We start from the raw sequence: 16032 nt of genomic DNA, 5'->3' as shown, positions 1-16032 counted from the left end.
ACAGGGTCGACCAGTTGGCCCGCGACTTGCGCCACGGGTTCCGAATGTCCGGCGCAGCAGGCGCCCTCGTCCCCCTCGCTCCGGCGAACCGCCTCCTCGGGATAATGTCCGCCCTCACCCCGCCGTCCGTTGTCGCGCCCAGCGTTCCCAGCGTCCCGAAAGGGCCGTCGGGCGAGGGTGCGTCCGGATTCCGGAACCTGCTGGCGGTCCTATCCGGCGAGGATGCGGCGGTTCCTGTTACGAAGAACCCGGCCGAACCGCCGAATTCGGACGAGGCGCAGGTTAAGGCAGAGGTCGAGGCTTCGGCGGTTGCGGGCTTCCTGGCGGCGCCCTCGCCGCCCCCAACACCGCTCGTTCTACCCGCAGCGGGGGAAGCGACCTCCACGACCGGAGCCGTCCCTGCGCCGGCTGGCGCGACCAGTGGTCTGGACGGGACGCAAGCCACGACCCTGCTGCTTGTACACAAGGCGTCGACCTTCACGACCACCGAGCCCGAGGTTCTGCCCCGCGAGCAAACCACGACGCCGCTGCTTACGGACAAGGGTCCGACCGCCAAGCCCCCCAGGCCCGAGGTCCTGCCTCCGCTGCCCGCGGTCCGCCCCCTCACGGGAGAGACCTCAGACACCGAGCTGACCCTCGCCGAAACCGCCGCCGCGCGGGGGGCCGTCGAGGCCCGCGCCCGGACCGGCGCCCCGCCGCTCCGCCCTTCGGCCGAACGCACTTCCCGGTTGCTGGGACCGCTCGAAGCCAGGACCAGTGACGGATCGCGAGGGCCCGATCCGGCCCGACCGACTCCCGCGGCCATGACCGCCACCCCGGCCGTCGCCGCCAACCCGGCGGCTGGTCCCGCAGACTTCGCCGCAGCCGCCATGGCACGCGACATCCCCAATGGTGGCGAAACCGAAGGGCCGCCGTTCGAACCGCCGCCTCCCGTCGAAACAGCGACCGCCCAGACCCAGGCCGCCGCCGGGGCGCGTGAAACCGGCGTGTCCCAGCTGTCGCGCGCTACGATCGAGGCGACCGCCCAGATCGCCGCCCAGATCCTGCGCCGGCTCGAGGGCCGCTCCACCCGGTTCGAAATGGCGCTGACGCCGGACGAACTCGGCCGCGTGGACGTCAAACTGGACATCGACTCCGAGGGCCGCCTGAACGCCCGTCTGGCCTTCGACAACCCGGCCGCCGCGACTGATTTGAGAGGCCGCGCCGACGAACTCCGCCGTCAGCTTGAGGAAGCCGGCTTCCAACTGGCCGAGGACGCGTTCGAGTTCGCCGACCGGGACAGCGGCTCCAGCGCATTCGACCGCGGTCAGGATGCACGGAACGGCTCGTCCCGCGCCTTCGCCGCCGCCACCCGTCTCAACACCGAAATCGATGTCGCCCAGCCGCCGCTCTGGCTGGCGCTCTCCCTCTCGCCTTCGGGCGTGGACATGAAGGTCTGACCCGATGGTCGATTCCATCACCAACACGACCAACAACGCGACCAACCGGATCGGCGCCGGCTCGACCATGCTGGCGTCGAATTTCGAGACCTTCCTGACCCTTCTGACCTCGCAGTTGAAGAACCAGGATCCTCTGTCGCCGGTCGATTCCAACCAGTTCACCGCCCAGCTGACCCAGATGGCCGGCGTCGAGCAGCAGCTGCTTACGAATGATCTCCTAAAGGGCCTGCTGGCCGCCCAAGGCGGCGGCGGCCTGGCCAGCGCGGCCACCTATATCGGCAAGGAAGCCACCGCGGCCTGGTCGGCCACCAAATACACCGACGGTGAAGCGACCTGGAGCTACGAGCTGGCGTCGAACGCTGCCTCGGCGACGCTGCAGGTGCTGGACGGCTCGGGCAATGTGGTCTGGTCCGGCGACGCCCCCGACCGCACCACGGGCGTCCACGACTTCACCTGGGACGGCGAGACGACCACCGGCGCCGACGGCCAGGACGGTCAGGTCTATTCGCTGAGGGTCGTCGCCAAGGACACCGCCGGCGGCGCCATCGACAGCCAAATCCTGACTCGCGGCCGGATCACAGGCGTCGAAATGTACAACGGCGAACCGTATCTGACGGTCGGCAACTCAATCCTGCCCCTCTCCACCGTGATCGCGCTGGAAGAGGCCCGGACCGCCCAAACCACACCCCCTCCGGCCAACGACGACGAACAGAGCCTGCTGGCCTCTATCGCCTCGTCGTTCAATCCCTTGAAACTGTTCTCGTAAGGAGCCCCCGCGCCATGAGTATCAACAGCGCACTTCTGGCCGGCGTGTCCGGCCTGACCGCCAACTCCGCCGCCCTTGCCGCGATCTCGCAGAACATCGCGAATGTGAACACCGTCGGCTACAAGCGCACCGCGGGCGAGTTCTCGACGGTCATCAACAGCCAGTCGCAGGGCGCGGGCTATTCCGCCGGCGGCGTGTTGACCACGGCCCGCCACTTCACCAGCCAGAACGGCCAGCTACAGCGCACGACCTCGAACACTGACCTCGGCATCGCCGGTCAGGGCTTTTTCGTGGTCACCGAGAAGCCCGAGAATCTGCAGGTCACCGACAGCCGCCTGTTCACGCGCGCCGGCGCCTTCAGCGTCGACAACCTGGGCTATCTGAAGAACACCTCGGGACTGTACCTGCAGGGCTGGCCGGTCGACTCCGAGGGCAATATCGCCACTGACCCGTCCGACCTGAACCGGCTGCGGACGATCAACGTCGGCTCGGTCGGCGGCACGGCGGAAGCCACCACCCGGATCCAGCTGAACGCCAACATCAAGTCCAGCCAACTGGTCTCGGCCGAAGCCACCGACGCCGCGGCCGTTCCGCCCGGCGCGAACGCCTATGACCCCGCGACCAACTCCATGGCCATGTGGGACCCCGAAACCGGCGCGGGCGTGAAGCCCGACTTCGAACTGACCATCCCGGTTTCGGACTCCAAGGGGGGCCAACGGACCATCGCCCTCTCGTTCCTCAAGACCACCGTTCCCAACCAGTGGTACGCCGAGATTCGCGCGATTCCGGCATCGGATATCGTTACCGGCGCCGGACTGTCGAATGGTCAGATCAAGAGCGGTCTGGTCGCCTTCACCCAAGACGGACGCCTCGACCCGGTCGCCATGACCGGCCTCGGCGCCAGCGCCCTGTTCCCGGACGTCAGCATAGCCACTTTGAGTTTCAGCTCGTCCGATTCGGGTGTGCCCGGCGCCGGGGAAGTGTCCTGGGCCCCCGGCCTTGGCATCGACAGCCAGGATCTGGCCTTCGACCTGACGGCGGCGACCGGCGGCCTGACCCAGTATGACAGCGGCTCGGTGGTGCAGGCGGTCCTGACCAACGGTACGGCCTTCGGCAACCTGTCGGAAGTGAAGATCGACGACACGGGCTTCGTCACCGCCATCTTCGACAACGGCGTCACGCGCCAGATCGCGCAGATCGCCCTGGCCACCTTCCCGAGCCCGGACAGCCTGTCCCAGACCTCGGGCAACGCCTATCGCGTCAGCCAGGGCTCCGGCGGCTACAACCTCAAGGCGGCGGGCACGGGCGGTGCGGGCCTGATCGGAGCGTCCCAGCTGGAAGCCTCCACCGTGGACCTGTCTGCAGAGTTCACGGGGCTGATCACCACCCAGCGCGCCTATTCCGCATCGTCCAAGATCATCACCACCGCGGACGAAATGCTCGCCGAACTGATCAGCATCAAACGCTGATACGTGAGTAACAGGGCGTAAACCTCAATGAATCCTTTGTTGAATATTGAGACTGTTGACGGATGGCATTTTAGCCTTTCCTTCACCACGACGCTTAAACGGCCCTTAGCCGCCGACCGCTATCGTTCACTCCTAGTGGTGGTGGTCAATGAGGCATAAGCCCATGTTGCAAGAGCGACGCCTGAATAATCGAGGCGAACAATACGTGGTCGGGCCGACGGGCACTCCCCTGACGCTGCACGACCTCCCTCCGGCCAATACAGACCGCTGGGTGATCCGTCGCAAGGCGGAAGTCGTGGCCGCTGTTCGCGGCGGGCTTATCAGCCTGGAAGATGCGCTCGCGCGCTATCGTCTGACGGCCGAGGAGTTCCTCGCCTGGCAGAAGGCGATCGACAAATGGGGCATGCAGGGCCTGCGCACGACGCGCATCCAGCACTACGGCCGCCCGTAAGGCGACTGCTCCGACGAGATTGCGGCCGCTCCCGGCGACGGGGGCGGCCGTTGTCGTTTTCGGACAAGCCTCGAAAACGAACCGCTTTCGCACTAGATAGCGCGCCATGACGCCTGACAACTCCATATTGGCTGAGGACCTCTGCCCGGTTCCGACCATCGCCCGCCCCGACATGGACGCGGCGGTCGAGGCCGCGCGCGCGGCGGTCGGCCTGCCGGTTGGATCGCGCGTGGTGGCGGCCATGTCCGGCGGCGTGGACTCCACCGTCGTCGCGGCCCTGCTGCACAAGGCTGGCTATGACGTCGTGGGCGTGACGCTGCAGCTCTATGACCACGGCGCGGCGCTGAAGAAGAAGGGCGCCTGCTGCGCCGGTCAGGACATCCACGACGCCCGTCTGGCGGCCGAGATGCTGGGCATCCCCCACTATGTCCTCGACTACGAAAGCCGGTTCCGCGACGCCGTCATCGACCAGTTCGCCGACTCCTATCTGGCCGGCCAGACGCCGGTGCCGTGCATCCGCTGCAACCAGACGGTCAAGTTCCGGGATCTGCTGGATGTGGCCCGCGATCTCGGGGCCGAGGCCATGGCTACGGGCCACTATGTGCGGCGCTCGGTCGTCGGCGACCACGCCCAGATGCGCAAGGCGATCGATCATTCGCGGGACCAGTCCTATTTCCTGTTCGCCACCACGGCGCGGCAGTTGGACTATCTGCGCTTCCCGCTGGCCGATCTGGAGAAGCCCCAGGTCCGCGGCGTCGCCGCCGAGCTGGGGCTCAGGATCGCCGCCAAGCCGGACAGCCAGGACATCTGTTTCGTGCCCAACGGCGACTATCGCACCCTGATCGACAAGCTGCGGCCGCAGGGCCGCGAGGCGGGTGAGATCGTGCATATGGACGGCCGGGTGCTGGGCGGCCATGCGGGCATCACCGACTACACCATCGGCCAGCGCCGCGGCCTGAACGTCGCCGTGGGCGAGCCCCTGTTCGTGACACGGCTGGATCCGGTGAAGCGCCACGTCATCGTCGGACCGCGCGAAGCCCTGCTGACTGCGTCGCTGACGCTGGACGAGACCAACTGGCTGGGCGACGAGGCTTCGATCGAGGCGGCGGCCGTGGCCGGAGCGCCAGTGCTGGCCCGCGTCCGCTCGACCCGTCCTCCCTCCCCGGCCCGCCTGTCGTTGATTGAAGGCGCCGTCGCCGTCACCTTCGCCTCGGGCGAGGAAGGCGTGGCGCCGGGTCAGGCCTGCGCGCTCTATGATCCGGCCGATCCGGACCGGTTGCTGGGCGGCGGCTTTATCAAGACGACCGCCGCCGTTGTCTGATGGGTCCGGCGACGCGCTCGCCTCGCGTACCGGCCTGCCGATCGGGCTCCGCTATCTGCTCGACGAGTTCCCGCGCGACCGCTGGACGGCGACGCTCGACGAGACCGCCGCCTTCTGGCTGCAGATGCACGCCAGCTTCCGGGGCCATCAGGCGCATCTGGACGGCCTGGTCGGGCAGTGGCGGGCGAACGGCGACGCCGCCGCCCTGCACCGCCAACTGATCCCCGCGCTTCAGTCGTTCCTGCAGCATCTCGACGGCCACCATCGGATCGAGAGCGGTCAGTATTTTCCGATGATGCGGACGATCGAGCCCCGGATCGACGCCGGGATCGATCTGCTGGACCGCGACCATGACGCCATCCACGAGACGCTGGAAGCCCTGTTCCGGGGTGGTCTGGCCTTCCATCAGGCCATGGCGGCCAACGCGCCCGACGCCGCCGACAGGGCCAACCGGCTGTCCGACCTGATCGACCAGAACGCCCGTCCCCTGCTGCGGCATCTGGAGGACGAGGAGGACATCGTCATCCCGCTGATCCAGTTGCGGGGTCTGCACGCCCGGGTTTGAGCCCGGGACGGGTCGGGTAGAAAAACGCCGTCCAATGAGTCCACTTCGGCTCTGCGCGTTCCGCGTTTTACCCGGACGAAAACAAGAAACACCGTCCGATGCGTCCACTGAGTCCACTTCGGCCACGCGGCCGGATCGTGATGGCGGGACGATTCTGATTGTCAAAGACCGGACCCGACGGGGTCTGGAGCATGCAACCATGCGCCTACGTCAAAATCGGACGTAGGCGGTCAGGCGCGGGTCGGCAGCAGCTTGCGCCGTTGCCGCACCAGCGCCAGCGGGCGGCCATCCGGCGCATGGGCCACGCCGTCCTCGACCGCCCAGCCGCCGCCGACATCACGGCTGGTAAAGTGGAAATAGGCCCAGCCGTCCGGCGAGGTATCAGGGGTCAGTTCGGTGAGGAGGTCGGCGCGCAGATCGACGCTGGCGGAAATGATCGGCGGCGCCGGGAAGGCCGTGAAATAGGTCGGGTACAGGCCATCCAGCAGGAACAGCAGCCGGGCCTCGTCCAGCGGCGCGGCGTCGATGGTCCGCATCCAGCAGCCGAGCTCGGGCGTCCCGCCCGCGTTCTCGCCGAACAGTTTCGGACCGGCGACGAAGCGGTGGTCGATGTGCCGTGTGAACCAGGGGCCGAACGTGGAATCAAGCGGCGTCGAATCGAGGTCCGTCACCGGCGGCGGTGAGGCCGTCAGCGGCGTAAGCACCGGCCCGGCCACATCGCGACCGTAGGTCCCCAGCGCCTGAATGGCCAGCCTGCCACCCTGCCCGCCGGTAACCGAGGCATAGGCGACGTTGCGCCCGCCGCGGTTCATGGTCGGGGTGAAGACTGCGTCCTCGAAGCGGGCGGCCGCGAGGTACTGGACAGTCAGGGATTGCAGCGGGGTTTCAATCCCCAGTCTCTGCCGCATGGCCCCGGCGGTCAGCGCCGCCATCAGGCCGCCGAAGGGCGCGCCGCGCTCCTGCGGCGCCGACTGGGGGGCGTTTGAAAAGCCGCCGGTCAGCAGGGCGGTCAGGCCACCGCTCCCGTTGTCGGTCAGGGCCAGGGCCTGGGCCAGGGTCTGCTGGGTCATGTAATGTTGCTATCGCGCCGGAAAGGCGGGCGGAAGACCGGAATCCTCCGCCCGAAGTCGAGGGATCAGAAACGCCGCGGCGTGTCCGTATCGAAACAAGACTGACTTAGTCCGTTTAGATTGGCAACCCTCTTGCCAAAAGGCTGACGTGGGGTCACTTTCGTCCGTATGGGACGCACCGCAGACTATTCTCGACAGAGCTGTTCGATCGCCGCCACCCTCGAGGTCATCGGCGATCCGTGGACCCTGCTGGTCATCCGCGACGCCTTCAACGGCGTCAGCCGGTTCGAACAGTGGCAGGAGCGGCTGGGCGTCGCCCGCAATGTGCTGGCGGCCCGACTGAAGAGCCTGGTCCAGCACGGGGTTCTGGAGCCCCATCCCTATTCCGAACGGCCCCCGCGCAATGAGTATGTCCTGACCACCAAGGGCAAGGATCTGTACGGCGTGCTGGTCACCCTGCACGGCTGGGGCGCCAAACACGTCTATGGTGATGCGGATTCCGGCGTCTCCATGATCCACAAGACCTGCGGCCACGACCTGGCCCCGCGCATCGCCTGCGGTCACTGCAATGAGATCGTCAAGCCGCGCGACATCCTGCTGACGACGGCCGAGAACCGCCCGACAGTCGGGGAGATGATGCCCCGGGAGCGGACCGACGAAGAGGCCGCCTGAGCCATGGCGGCGCCCATCACCCTGATCGGCAGTCCGGTCTCGCCCTATGTCCGCAAGGTGCTGGCCGTCTGCGCCCTGAAGGGGGTGGAGGTCACACTCGATCCCATTTCGCCGATGATGGGCAATGACGATTTCGAGCGCCTCAGCCCCCTGCGCCGCGTGCCGGTCTGGATCGAAGGCGACCTGACGCTCTGCGACTCGAGCGTCATCGTCCAGTACATCGAGGAGACGTGGCCGGGACCGTGCCTGTGGCCCGCCGATCCGGTTCAACGCGCCCGGGCGCGCTGGATCGAGGAATTCGCCGACACCCGCCTGTTCGACGTGCTGGGATGGCGGCTGTTCTTCCAGATCGCGCTCAAGCCCCGCTTCTTCGGAACCGAGGCGGACCCGGAAATCGTGGACAAGGCCCGCGACGTCGAACTGCCCCAGATTCTCGACTATCTGGAAAGCCAGACGCCCGAGAACGGCTTCCTGTTCGGCGAGCTGTCGATCGCCGATCTCAGCCTCGCCCCCGCCTTCGCCAACGCCGGCGCGGTACAGGTCAATGTTGATCCGGCACGCTGGCCGCGGCTGGCCGCCTGGCTGGAGCGGATGGAGGCGGAAACGCCGCTGGGTCCGCTGAACAAACTGGCCCGGACGCTGATGCGCACCCCCCTCCATGCCCATCGCGACCGCTTGCCGGAGTTCGGCCTCGCCGCCGCCTCGCGCAGCTGGGCCGGCGAAGGATACCGCCGCGGGCCGATGACTCCGGCCTGACCTCCCGGCTTGCGCAAGGCGCGCAACCGGCTCATTCACCCGTCCGATTTTCCAAGGCGCTTCCCAGGATTTCCTCCATGTCCGATCCCGTCGTCATCGTCTCCTTCGCCCGTACGCCGATGGGCGGCTTTCAGGGCGCCCTGTCCGGCGTCAAGGCGACCGAGCTGGGCGCGACCGCGGTCCGGGCGGCGGTCGAGCGCGCCGGCGTCGCGGCTGACAAGGTCGAGCAGATCTATATGGGCTGCGTTCTGCCCGCCGGTCTCGGTCAGGCCCCGGCGCGTCAGGCGGCGATCGGCGCGGGCCTCGGCCAGCATGTGGAGGCGACGACGGTCAACAAGATGTGCGGCTCCGGTCTGCAGGCCGTGATGATGGCCTCGGACGCCCTGATGGCCGGCACCGCCGACGTGATCGTGGCGGGCGGAATGGAGTCGATGTCCGGCGCCCCCTATCTGATGACCAAACACCGCGGCGGCGCCCGGATCGGCCACGATGTGATCGTCGACAGCATGTATATGGACGGGCTGGAGGACGCCTATACCCCCGGGAAGTTGATGGGTTCGTTCGCCGAGGATTCGGCCCGGACCTATCAGTTCACCCGCGAGGCCCAGGATGAATATGCGCTGGAGAGCCTGCGCCGGGCGCTGGAGGCCATTGCCTCGGGCGCCTTCAAGGCCGAGATCACCCCGGTCGAAGTGACCTCGCGCAAGGGCGTGTCGACGATCACCGAGGACGAACAGCCCGGCAAGGCCATGCCGGAGAAGATCCCGACCCTGAAGCCCGCCTTCTCGAAGGACGGCACCATCACCGCCGCCAACGCCAGCTCGATCTCGGACGGCGCCGCGGCTCTTGTGATGACGCGCGAGAGCGTGGCGAAGGCCATGGGCCTGCCCATCGTGGCGCGCATCGTCAGCCACGCCGCCCACGCCCATGAGCCGGGCCTGTTCACCACCGCCCCGGTCCCGGCCATGCAGAAGGCTCTGAAGAAGGCCGGCTGGTCGGTCGCGGACGTCGATCTGTGGGAGATCAACGAAGCCTTCGCCGTCGTGGCCATGATCGCCATGCGCGACCTCGGCATCGACCGGGCGAAGCTGAACGTCAATGGCGGAGCCACGGCTCTGGGTCATCCCATCGGCGCCTCGGGCGCCCGCGTCCTGACCACCCTGCTGGCGGCGCTTCAGGCGCGCGGCGGCAAGAAGGGGATGGCCAGTCTGTGCATCGGCGGCGGCGAGGCCGTAGCCGTGGCGGTCGAACTGGTCTGAGGCAAACCGGCTTGCCGCAGGGGCCCGCCCATGACGCTGAACCGCCGAACCGCCCTGGGCCTCGCCGCCCTGGCCGCAGCGTCCTAGCCGGCCGCAGCCCTGACACCGGTATCCGGGCAGATCGTTCTGCGCCCGGCGCGGCCGAACGGGGCGTCCCTGCTGCTGATCCCGGGCGGTGGGTACAAATGGGCGGTCGTGGACAAGGAGGGACTGGGCGGGGCGACCGCCGGGTGAACACCGCCCTTGGGCCGGGCTGCGGGCTCGGCCTGGTCGCCCTGGTGCTGATGACCGTGCACCTGTCGCGGCGCGAGGTGCTGTGAGGCGCCGTCGCGCCGCATGAGGCGGGCCAGAGACGCCGCGCCTGTGGTCAGCACGATCATGGCCGACTCCTGTGATTGCGAACCGTTCGCGAGTTTGCGCAGGCCACGCCCTCATGGCAAGGCCGAAGACGGACAGCGATCCGTTTGGAGCATCACCCATGCGTGAAGACGGCGCGGCCCCTGTCATCGCCAAGAGCTGCGGCGACTGCGGCCTGTGCTGCAAGCTGATGGGGGTGACCGCGCTGGACAAGCCGGCGGGCAAATGGTGCCGGCATTTCAGCAAGTCGGCGGGCTGCGCCATCTATGACGAGCGGCCCGGCGACTGCCGCATCTTCAACTGCCTGTGGCTGCTGACCGAGGCGCTGGACGAAAGCTGGAAGCCGACCACGGTCGGCTTTGTGCTGCACAGCGAACAGGGCGGGGCGCGGCTGGTGGTCGAATGCGACGCGGCCCGGCCCCACGACTGGCGACGCGAACCCTGTCAGTCGACGTTGCGCCGCTGGGCCGCCTCCCAAGGGCAGGAAGTGCTGGTCTTCGCCGGATCGCGCGGCGTGCGGCTGGGCGATCCGGATACGGCGGTGCGCCGGGTCTGACCGCCTAGCGGACGTCTACCGACTGGGCGATCTGTTCGGCCAGGTCGCGATCGGCGCCGTCCAGACTCATGGTCCAGACGTGGATTTCGTTCGGCGAGGTCGGCCGCTGGAACAGGTGCTCCACGGCGTGGCGTATCCCGTCCTCGGTCGAGAGGATGGAGGCGCGCCCCCCCGCTTCGACCATCTGGCCGCTGTAGATCGGGAACTGCGACGCCGGTCCGGCATAGACCATGACGAACGACTGGGCGCCGCGCCGGATCGTATAGATGCGGAAGTCCGGACCCGGACGGCCGGTGATGATCTGGAAGCCCGGCGGCAGCTCGGCGGTGAACGGCAGGGCCGCGCGCGCGGCGCTGTCCAGCACGGTGACGCTCGGAGCGGGTGGCGGCGGGGGCGGTGCGGCCACGACCGCTTCCAGCGGAACCGTCGGCGTGGGCGTGGGGGACGCCCCAGGCGGGGTAAAGGGCGCGGATGGCGGCACGACCAGGGTGGGCATGGCGGAACCCGGGGGCGTGATCGGAACCATCCGGGGCTGGGGCGCGGGCGTGGTCGGGATCGGGGTCAACCGCGGCGTCATCCCGCCGGGCGGAGGCGTAGAGGGCGCGGAAGGTGGCAAGGCCGGGGGGGTCGGCGCGGTCGCCGGTGCGGAAGCCGAGTTGGGCGCGGGACTTGGCGTCGGCGTGGTTGTCGCCGCGGGGGGTGGCGCTGGCGTCGCGCGCGGCGTTGGGACGGGGGAAGCAGTCGTGGTGACCGGAGCGGACTCGGGCTCGGCGATCGTCACAGGCGCAGGCGCCGGGGCCGGCGCCAGATAAACCGCCGGGGCCGGCGGGCCGCTGTTCAGGTCGCGGGTCAGGGCGCTGACCGGCGGGATCGGCGCAGTCTGGGGAGCCGGCGTCTGGACGGGAGGCGTCCGGGCGTGCGCGGCTCCGGCGAGCAGCAGGGCGGCGACAGTGACGATGACTTTCATGGGGGCGACAATCCCCCCTCAACCCGCGAACGGCAAGACCCGGATCAGGCGGCGGGCAGTTCGACCCAGAAGGTGGAGCCCTCGCCCGGCGCCGAGGTCACGCCAATGGAGCCGCCCTGCAGCTCGACCAGCCGCTTGGCCAGAGCCAGACCGATGCCGTGGCCCTCGACCGTCGAGCGTTCGAGGCCCAGGCGGTTGAAGGGTTCGAACAGCTGGGTCTGCTTCTCGACCGACAGCCCGCCGCCGCGGTCGATGACCTCGATCCGCACGCCGTCGTAGATCTTGCTGGCGCGGAAGACGACCACGCCGCCGGCCCCGCCGTACTTGACCGCATTGGAGGCCAGATTGGCGATGACCTGGGTCAGGCGCTGGGAATCGGCCAAGGCGACGAGGCCGTCGCCTTCGCTGATCACGTCGAGCCGGATCCCCTGGGCGTCGGGCCGGAGGGCTGTCGTGCGGCGAACGTCCTCAAGCACGCCGGGCACATCCGTCGGCCGAAGCTCGACCTTGACCGCGCCGGACTCGGCGCGGGCCACGTCCAGCAGGTCATGGGCCAGGGCCTCGACCTGACGGGCTGTCTTGACCAGCATGTCCGCCATCTCGGCCTGGGTGGCCGAAACCGGCCCCAGCTGACCGGCCTTCCACAGTTCCCCGATGCCGATCACGCCGCCGACGGGGCTCTTGATCTCATGGGCGACGTTGGCGAGCAGACGCGACTTGGCGTCGGACGCCCTTTCGGCGCGGACCTGACCCAGTCGGGCGCGGTCGGCGAAGCGGTCGCGCTCCTCCAGCAGGGCGGCGACCAGCATGATCGGCAGATAGCCGAACAGGACGAGCAACTGGGCCATCAGGGCACGGTCGCTGCCTTCGAACGCAAGGCCGTAGGGTCCAAACCCCCGCATGCTTCCGCCGATCGCGATGATCGAGACAATAATGAGGGCCGCAGTCACCCCCAGCATACGCAGCCGAACAGCGATCAACAGCATCAACGGTAAGATCACGAAGCCGATCGGCATGGTCTGCCGCGAAAAAACCAGCAAGCACAGGACCGTCAGCAGCCCCAGTAGAACGAACGCCTCGATGGCGCGTGCCGGGGCGCGATACCGCACCACCTCGCGCCTGGTCAGGGCCAGGCCGAAGCTGGACAGCACAGCCACACTGAGCGCGTGGCCGAACCACCACGTCTGGGCTGTGTCGAGGAAGTCGGAGCCGGTCATCCAATACAACATGCCGCCCACGAAGGCCGCGGCGGGGATCGGGGCGATGGCCGCCGCCGCCAGCAGGAACCGGCAGGCTCCCTCGACGGAGGCGAGGTTCAGGGTCGGTGCAAACCGCCGCGCCAGCAGGACAGCGAGGTAGATATCAAGCATGTTGGCGACGGTGAACATCACCGTCAGCTCGGTCGAATTACCCGCCAGCAAGTTGCCGGCCGCGATCCCGGCCGCGATCAACCCGCCGAACGACAGGTCATAGAGCGGTCCCCGGGAGGTGCGAAGCCAGACAGCGACCGCGACTCCAGCCGCACCCCACAGCGCCGCCACCATGCCGGCCGAACGCGCAAAGGTCAGGGACAGGACGACCAGCACCAGGACGGCCATGGCGGTGAAGACGGGAGCCATAGGCTGGCCGATGCCCACGGAGCGCGCTGCGGTGGCGCTCACCTTGGCCGGCGTGTCAGCTTTGACGGCGGACTCTAGCGGGTCGAGCGCGCGGCTCATGGTCATCTTCGGGTCCGAACGGCGGGATGTCAGCGATTCTCCTAGCGCGTCCCGTCCTAATATCCCCTGAAGGTCAGACGATTGAGGTCAGCGCCCGATCCAGCTCACGAACCGCCGCAGCGGGCCCATCCGGGTGGCTCCAGACGGCGGCGCTGACGGCCACAAAGTCGGCCCCGGCCCGCGCCAGGTCCCCGGCGGTGGCCGCCGTGATCCCGCCAATGGCGACGCAGGGGATTTCGACCGTCTCCTGCCAAATGGTCAGGATCTCCGGCTCGGGTCGATGAACCGTCGCCTTGGTCAGGGTCGGGAAGAAGGCGCCGAAGGCGACATAGTCCGCGCCGGCCTCGGCCGCGTCCATCGCCAGTTCACGGCTGTCGTGACAGGTGACGCCGATCATCGCGTCCCGGCCCATCCGGTCGCGCGCCTCGGCGATGGAGGCGTCGCTCTGCCCCAGATGCACGCCGTCGCAGCCCGAGCGGGCCGCCAGGTCCGGCCGGTCGTTGAGGATGACCGCCACGCCCCGCGCCTGGGCGACGGGTTTCAGCGCGGCGACGGCGGCCAGCACGGCCGCGTCATCGGCGTCCTTGAGCCGGATCTGCAGGGCCGCCACGTCCCCCGCGTCCAGCGCCGCCTCCAGATCGCGCGCAAAGGTGTCGAGATCAGGAATCGCCGGCGGCGTGATCAGGTACAGCCGGCAGGGCGGGCGTTCGGATACGAGGGGGATCCTGGACATGGGCGGGAAGTGCGACGGTTGGATCGCGCCGTCAACAAGGGCACTGCGAACGACTTGCATTCGTCCCGCCTCACCTGCTATAGCGAACCATTCGCAACCAGTCGGGTCCGCCCTTCCGTGTACGTCTGCAACTGCAACGGTCTTCGTAAACGTGACGTCGCCGCCGCCATCGAGGCGGGCGCGACGCGACCGCGGGACGTCTTCGCCCGCAACCAGTGCACCGCCCAGTGCGCCAAATGCGTCTGCGAAATGCGTGAGATGATCCAGGACAGCCGCGAAGCCTTCGCCATGGCGGCCGAATAAGCCCTGCCTTCCCTCAGGGGAGATTCATTCGCATGTTCAATGTTGCGAGAAGCGTTCGCAGATGAACACAGGGCCGCTTCGCGTGCTAAAATAAGCCCTCACAGCCGGTGATTCACGAGGGTCGGGCCGACCGCCGCGCCGCTGACGGAAGAATGACGATGAAGGGCGATCCCGCGATCATCCGCACGCTCAACGCAGTGCTGATCAACGAACTGACGGCGGTGAACCAGTATTTCCTGCACGCCCGGATGTTCGAGAGCTGGGGCCTGAAGCACCTCGGTCAGATCATCTACAACGAGTCGATCGGCGAGATGAAACACGCCGACATGCTGATCAAGCGGGTGCTGTTCCTCGACGGCCTGCCCAATCTGCAGGACCTGCACAAACTGAAGATCGGCGAGACCGCCGTCGAATGCCTGGGCGCCGATCTGCAGCTGGAGCTGGGCGGGCGCGAGGCCCTGCTGGCCGGCGTGGCCCAGTGCGAGGCGGCCAGGGACTATGTCAGCCGCGACATCCTGATGCGCATCCTCAACGACACCGAGGAGCACATCGACTTCCTCGAGGCCCAGCACAAGCTGATCGAACAGCTGGGCGAGCAGAACTACCTGCAGTCGGCGATGACCGAGATCGCACCGGACAAGAGCGCGACGGGGCAGTAGTGGGCGTAGAGGTCGGTTGCCAGATGCCGGCCTGGTGTCTGGAGAGGCTGTAGAGGTTAAACATCCGGCGACCCTGATCGCCTAAGCCTATACTCCGAAGACCAAGGCATGTCCGAGGTTGAGTACGACATGGGTCAGCACGACGAGGGTGATCGAGCCTGTCCTGAGCCAGACCACGCCCAGGAAACAACCAACTGCCGTCGTCATGAGAAACTCTGGCGCATACGCATTGACTGCGAAGTGCAGCATCGGCCAATCCGCACGCAGCACAGGCTGCATCAGCACCAGGGGCGCGTGCATCATCGCGAACCCGACCCCGGACAGGAACACGGCCTGAAATCGTGACAGTGTCGCCTGCAAGAGAGCCGTCAGCAGTAGAACGCGCCAGACGACTTCCTCAGCCGCTGCACCCAGGACCACGCTCCCGAGCACCAGAGGCCATTTGCTGACCGGCTGGATTTGCGACTCGCTGGCGGCGCTAAAGAACCCGAGGCTGGTCAGCGCGGCGGCAATGCCAAGCGCGATTGCTCCAACAATGAGCAATCGGAACGCCGAGGGGCGAAGCACTCGCGATGGCCATCGGACGATCCTGGCGCCCAGAAATATCGCAGGAAAAAGCGTCCAGATCACCAGAGACACAGCAGCGGCTGTCTCACCCAGGCGACCCTGCCGATCGAAATATGCACCGACAGCCATATGCACGACGAGCGCACAAATGATCATTGCGAAGATGCGAGCGACTTCTCGCGGCGCGTCTCCCGTTCGCCAGTAAATCGCTGAGCCGGACGTTGCCCAGCGGAGGACGAGAAATATGAACCCACCCAGGCCGGCAATCGCCAGACAGAGAAGGCCGAACGCGAGGACGTCTTCGCCTGACCGTACCGAACCTGACCCGGAGACCACCGCCCAAATCGTGATTGCCAGCAGCGCAATGCCGGCAGACAGGGATAGCAGACGGTATGACATGATTG

The 16032-nt window shown here is 67.7% G+C and carries 18 protein-coding genes; 13 read left to right on the top strand and 5 right to left on the bottom strand.

Translation table 11 applies throughout. From position 1 onward, the window contains the following. Nucleotides 1–104: 104 nt before the first annotated feature. The 6 genes from ACTIEW_RS04590 to ACTIEW_RS04565 all read left to right on the top strand — a co-directional run bounded on the left by ACTIEW_RS04590 (nt 105) and on the right by ACTIEW_RS04565 (nt 6011). A complete protein-coding gene (locus ACTIEW_RS04590) occupies nt 105–1439 on the top strand; it encodes a flagellar hook-length control protein FliK (protein ID WP_439476739.1) in 1335 nt (444 codons plus the stop codon). Nucleotides 1440–1443: 4 nt separating this feature from the next. After that, nucleotides 1444–2205, top strand: a complete 762-nt coding sequence (locus tag ACTIEW_RS04585; RefSeq protein ID WP_439476738.1) for a flagellar hook assembly protein FlgD — start codon at nt 1444–1446, stop codon at nt 2203–2205. A gap of 14 nt (nt 2206–2219) precedes the next feature. Further along, nucleotides 2220–3674 carry a flagellar hook protein FlgE gene (gene flgE / locus ACTIEW_RS04580; RefSeq protein WP_439476737.1) on the top strand — a complete coding sequence of 485 codons (1455 nt, stop codon included), beginning with the start codon at nt 2220–2222 and terminating at the stop codon, nt 3672–3674. A 163-nt stretch (nt 3675–3837) separates the two neighbouring features. Then, the gene (gene sciP / locus ACTIEW_RS04575; protein WP_284222292.1) at nt 3838–4125 is read left to right on the top strand and encodes a CtrA inhibitor SciP; all 288 of its coding nucleotides are present in this window, start codon (nt 3838–3840) and stop codon (nt 4123–4125) included. Between the two features lie 106 nt (nt 4126–4231). Further along, nucleotides 4232–5446, top strand: a complete 1215-nt coding sequence (gene mnmA, locus ACTIEW_RS04570; protein WP_439476736.1) for a tRNA 2-thiouridine(34) synthase MnmA — start codon at nt 4232–4234, stop codon at nt 5444–5446. Continuing rightward, complete coding sequence (locus tag ACTIEW_RS04565) at nt 5439–6011, top strand: hemerythrin domain-containing protein (protein ID WP_439476735.1); 573 nt, start codon at nt 5439–5441, stop codon at nt 6009–6011. Before mnmA ends, ACTIEW_RS04565 begins: the two co-directional genes overlap by 8 nt. Before the next feature lie 230 nt (nt 6012–6241). Here ACTIEW_RS04565 and ACTIEW_RS04560 read toward each other — a convergent pair whose 3' ends face one another. Beyond that, entirely contained in the window at nt 6242–7081 is an 840-nt protein-coding gene (locus ACTIEW_RS04560) for an acyl-CoA thioesterase (RefSeq protein ID WP_439476734.1), read from the bottom strand. A 168-nt stretch (nt 7082–7249) separates the two neighbouring features. On the opposite strand from ACTIEW_RS04560, the gene ACTIEW_RS04555 reads away from it, so the two are divergent. The 4 genes from ACTIEW_RS04555 (at nt 7250) to ACTIEW_RS04540 (ending at nt 10681) form a co-directional block, all read left to right on the top strand. Then, nucleotides 7250–7753 (top strand): winged helix-turn-helix transcriptional regulator, encoded by a 504-nt coding sequence (locus tag ACTIEW_RS04555; RefSeq protein WP_439476733.1) that lies wholly within the window; start codon nt 7250–7252, stop codon nt 7751–7753. Nucleotides 7754–7756: 3 nt separating this feature from the next. Further along, nucleotides 7757–8509: a glutathione S-transferase family protein gene (locus ACTIEW_RS04550; protein ID WP_439476732.1), complete on the top strand. Its 753-nt coding sequence runs from the start codon at nt 7757–7759 to the stop codon at nt 8507–8509. 77 nt (nt 8510–8586) lie between these two features. After that, complete coding sequence (locus ACTIEW_RS04545; RefSeq protein ID WP_439476731.1) at nt 8587–9768, top strand: thiolase family protein; 1182 nt, start codon at nt 8587–8589, stop codon at nt 9766–9768. Nucleotides 9769–10246: 478 nt separating this feature from the next. Beyond that, nucleotides 10247–10681 (top strand): YkgJ family cysteine cluster protein, encoded by a 435-nt coding sequence (locus tag ACTIEW_RS04540; RefSeq protein WP_439476730.1) that lies wholly within the window; start codon nt 10247–10249, stop codon nt 10679–10681. 4 nt (nt 10682–10685) lie between these two features. Here ACTIEW_RS04540 and ACTIEW_RS04535 read toward each other — a convergent pair whose 3' ends face one another. Then, on the bottom strand, nt 10686–11177 hold the full coding sequence (locus tag ACTIEW_RS04535; protein ID WP_439476729.1) for a hypothetical protein: 492 nt from the start codon (nt 11175–11177) through the stop codon (nt 10686–10688). Between the two features lie 16 nt (nt 11178–11193). On the opposite strand from ACTIEW_RS04535, the gene ACTIEW_RS04530 reads away from it, so the two are divergent. Next, the gene (locus ACTIEW_RS04530) at nt 11194–11493 is read left to right on the top strand and encodes a hypothetical protein (protein ID WP_439476728.1); all 300 of its coding nucleotides are present in this window, start codon (nt 11194–11196) and stop codon (nt 11491–11493) included. Nucleotides 11494–11692: 199 nt separating this feature from the next. Here the strand turns inward: ACTIEW_RS04530 and ACTIEW_RS04525 are convergent, their stop codons facing one another. Both ACTIEW_RS04525 and thiE read right to left on the bottom strand, forming a co-directional pair. After that, on the bottom strand, nt 11693–13366 hold the full coding sequence (locus ACTIEW_RS04525) for an ATP-binding protein (RefSeq protein ID WP_439476727.1): 1674 nt from the start codon (nt 13364–13366) through the stop codon (nt 11693–11695). 73 nt (nt 13367–13439) lie between these two features. Next, the gene (gene thiE, locus ACTIEW_RS04520) at nt 13440–14099 is read right to left on the bottom strand and encodes a thiamine phosphate synthase (RefSeq protein ID WP_439476726.1); all 660 of its coding nucleotides are present in this window, start codon (nt 14097–14099) and stop codon (nt 13440–13442) included. Nucleotides 14100–14216: 117 nt separating this feature from the next. Here thiE and ACTIEW_RS04515 point away from each other — a divergent pair, with 117 nt between their 5' ends. Together ACTIEW_RS04515 and bfr are read left to right on the top strand one after the other, a co-directional pair. Further along, nucleotides 14217–14402: a (2Fe-2S)-binding protein gene (locus tag ACTIEW_RS04515; protein WP_439476725.1), complete on the top strand. Its 186-nt coding sequence runs from the start codon at nt 14217–14219 to the stop codon at nt 14400–14402. A gap of 158 nt (nt 14403–14560) precedes the next feature. Beyond that, nucleotides 14561–15061, top strand: a complete 501-nt coding sequence (bfr, locus tag ACTIEW_RS04510) for a bacterioferritin (RefSeq protein ID WP_439476724.1) — start codon at nt 14561–14563, stop codon at nt 15059–15061. An 87-nt stretch (nt 15062–15148) separates the two neighbouring features. Here bfr and ACTIEW_RS04505 read toward each other — a convergent pair whose 3' ends face one another. Continuing rightward, nucleotides 15149–16027: a CPBP family glutamic-type intramembrane protease gene (locus ACTIEW_RS04505; RefSeq protein WP_439476723.1), complete on the bottom strand. Its 879-nt coding sequence runs from the start codon at nt 16025–16027 to the stop codon at nt 15149–15151. Between the last annotated feature and the right edge of the window lie 5 nt (nt 16028–16032).

The organism is Brevundimonas sp. (genome assembly GCF_051860745.1).
Lineage (GTDB): Bacteria > Pseudomonadota > Alphaproteobacteria > Caulobacterales > Caulobacteraceae > Brevundimonas.
This window is presented reverse-complemented; position numbering and strand designations above follow the sequence as displayed.

Coding starts and splice junctions, on each gene's coding strand:
- ACTIEW_RS04590 (WP_439476739.1), top strand. CDS start 105: ATGTCCGCCCTCACCCCGCCGTCCGTTGTCGCGCCCAGCGTTCCCAGC.
- ACTIEW_RS04585 (WP_439476738.1), top strand. CDS start 1,444: ATGGTCGATTCCATCACCAACACGACCAACAACGCGACCAACCGGATC.
- flgE (WP_439476737.1), top strand. CDS start 2,220: ATGAGTATCAACAGCGCACTTCTGGCCGGCGTGTCCGGCCTGACCGCC.
- sciP (WP_284222292.1), top strand. CDS start 3,838: ATGTTGCAAGAGCGACGCCTGAATAATCGAGGCGAACAATACGTGGTC.
- mnmA (WP_439476736.1), top strand. CDS start 4,232: ATGACGCCTGACAACTCCATATTGGCTGAGGACCTCTGCCCGGTTCCG.
- ACTIEW_RS04560 (WP_439476734.1), bottom strand. CDS start 7,081: ATGACCCAGCAGACCCTGGCCCAGGCCCTGGCCCTGACCGACAACGGG.
- ACTIEW_RS04555 (WP_439476733.1), top strand. CDS start 7,250: ATGGGACGCACCGCAGACTATTCTCGACAGAGCTGTTCGATCGCCGCC.
- ACTIEW_RS04550 (WP_439476732.1), top strand. CDS start 7,757: ATGGCGGCGCCCATCACCCTGATCGGCAGTCCGGTCTCGCCCTATGTC.
- ACTIEW_RS04545 (WP_439476731.1), top strand. CDS start 8,587: ATGTCCGATCCCGTCGTCATCGTCTCCTTCGCCCGTACGCCGATGGGC.
- ACTIEW_RS04540 (WP_439476730.1), top strand. CDS start 10,247: ATGCGTGAAGACGGCGCGGCCCCTGTCATCGCCAAGAGCTGCGGCGAC.
- ACTIEW_RS04535 (WP_439476729.1), bottom strand. CDS start 11,177: ATGCCCACCCTGGTCGTGCCGCCATCCGCGCCCTTTACCCCGCCTGGG.
- ACTIEW_RS04525 (WP_439476727.1), bottom strand. CDS start 13,366: ATGAGCCGCGCGCTCGACCCGCTAGAGTCCGCCGTCAAAGCTGACACG.
- thiE (WP_439476726.1), bottom strand. CDS start 14,099: ATGTCCAGGATCCCCCTCGTATCCGAACGCCCGCCCTGCCGGCTGTAC.
- bfr (WP_439476724.1), top strand. CDS start 14,561: ATGAAGGGCGATCCCGCGATCATCCGCACGCTCAACGCAGTGCTGATC.
- ACTIEW_RS04505 (WP_439476723.1), bottom strand. CDS start 16,027: ATGTCATACCGTCTGCTATCCCTGTCTGCCGGCATTGCGCTGCTGGCA.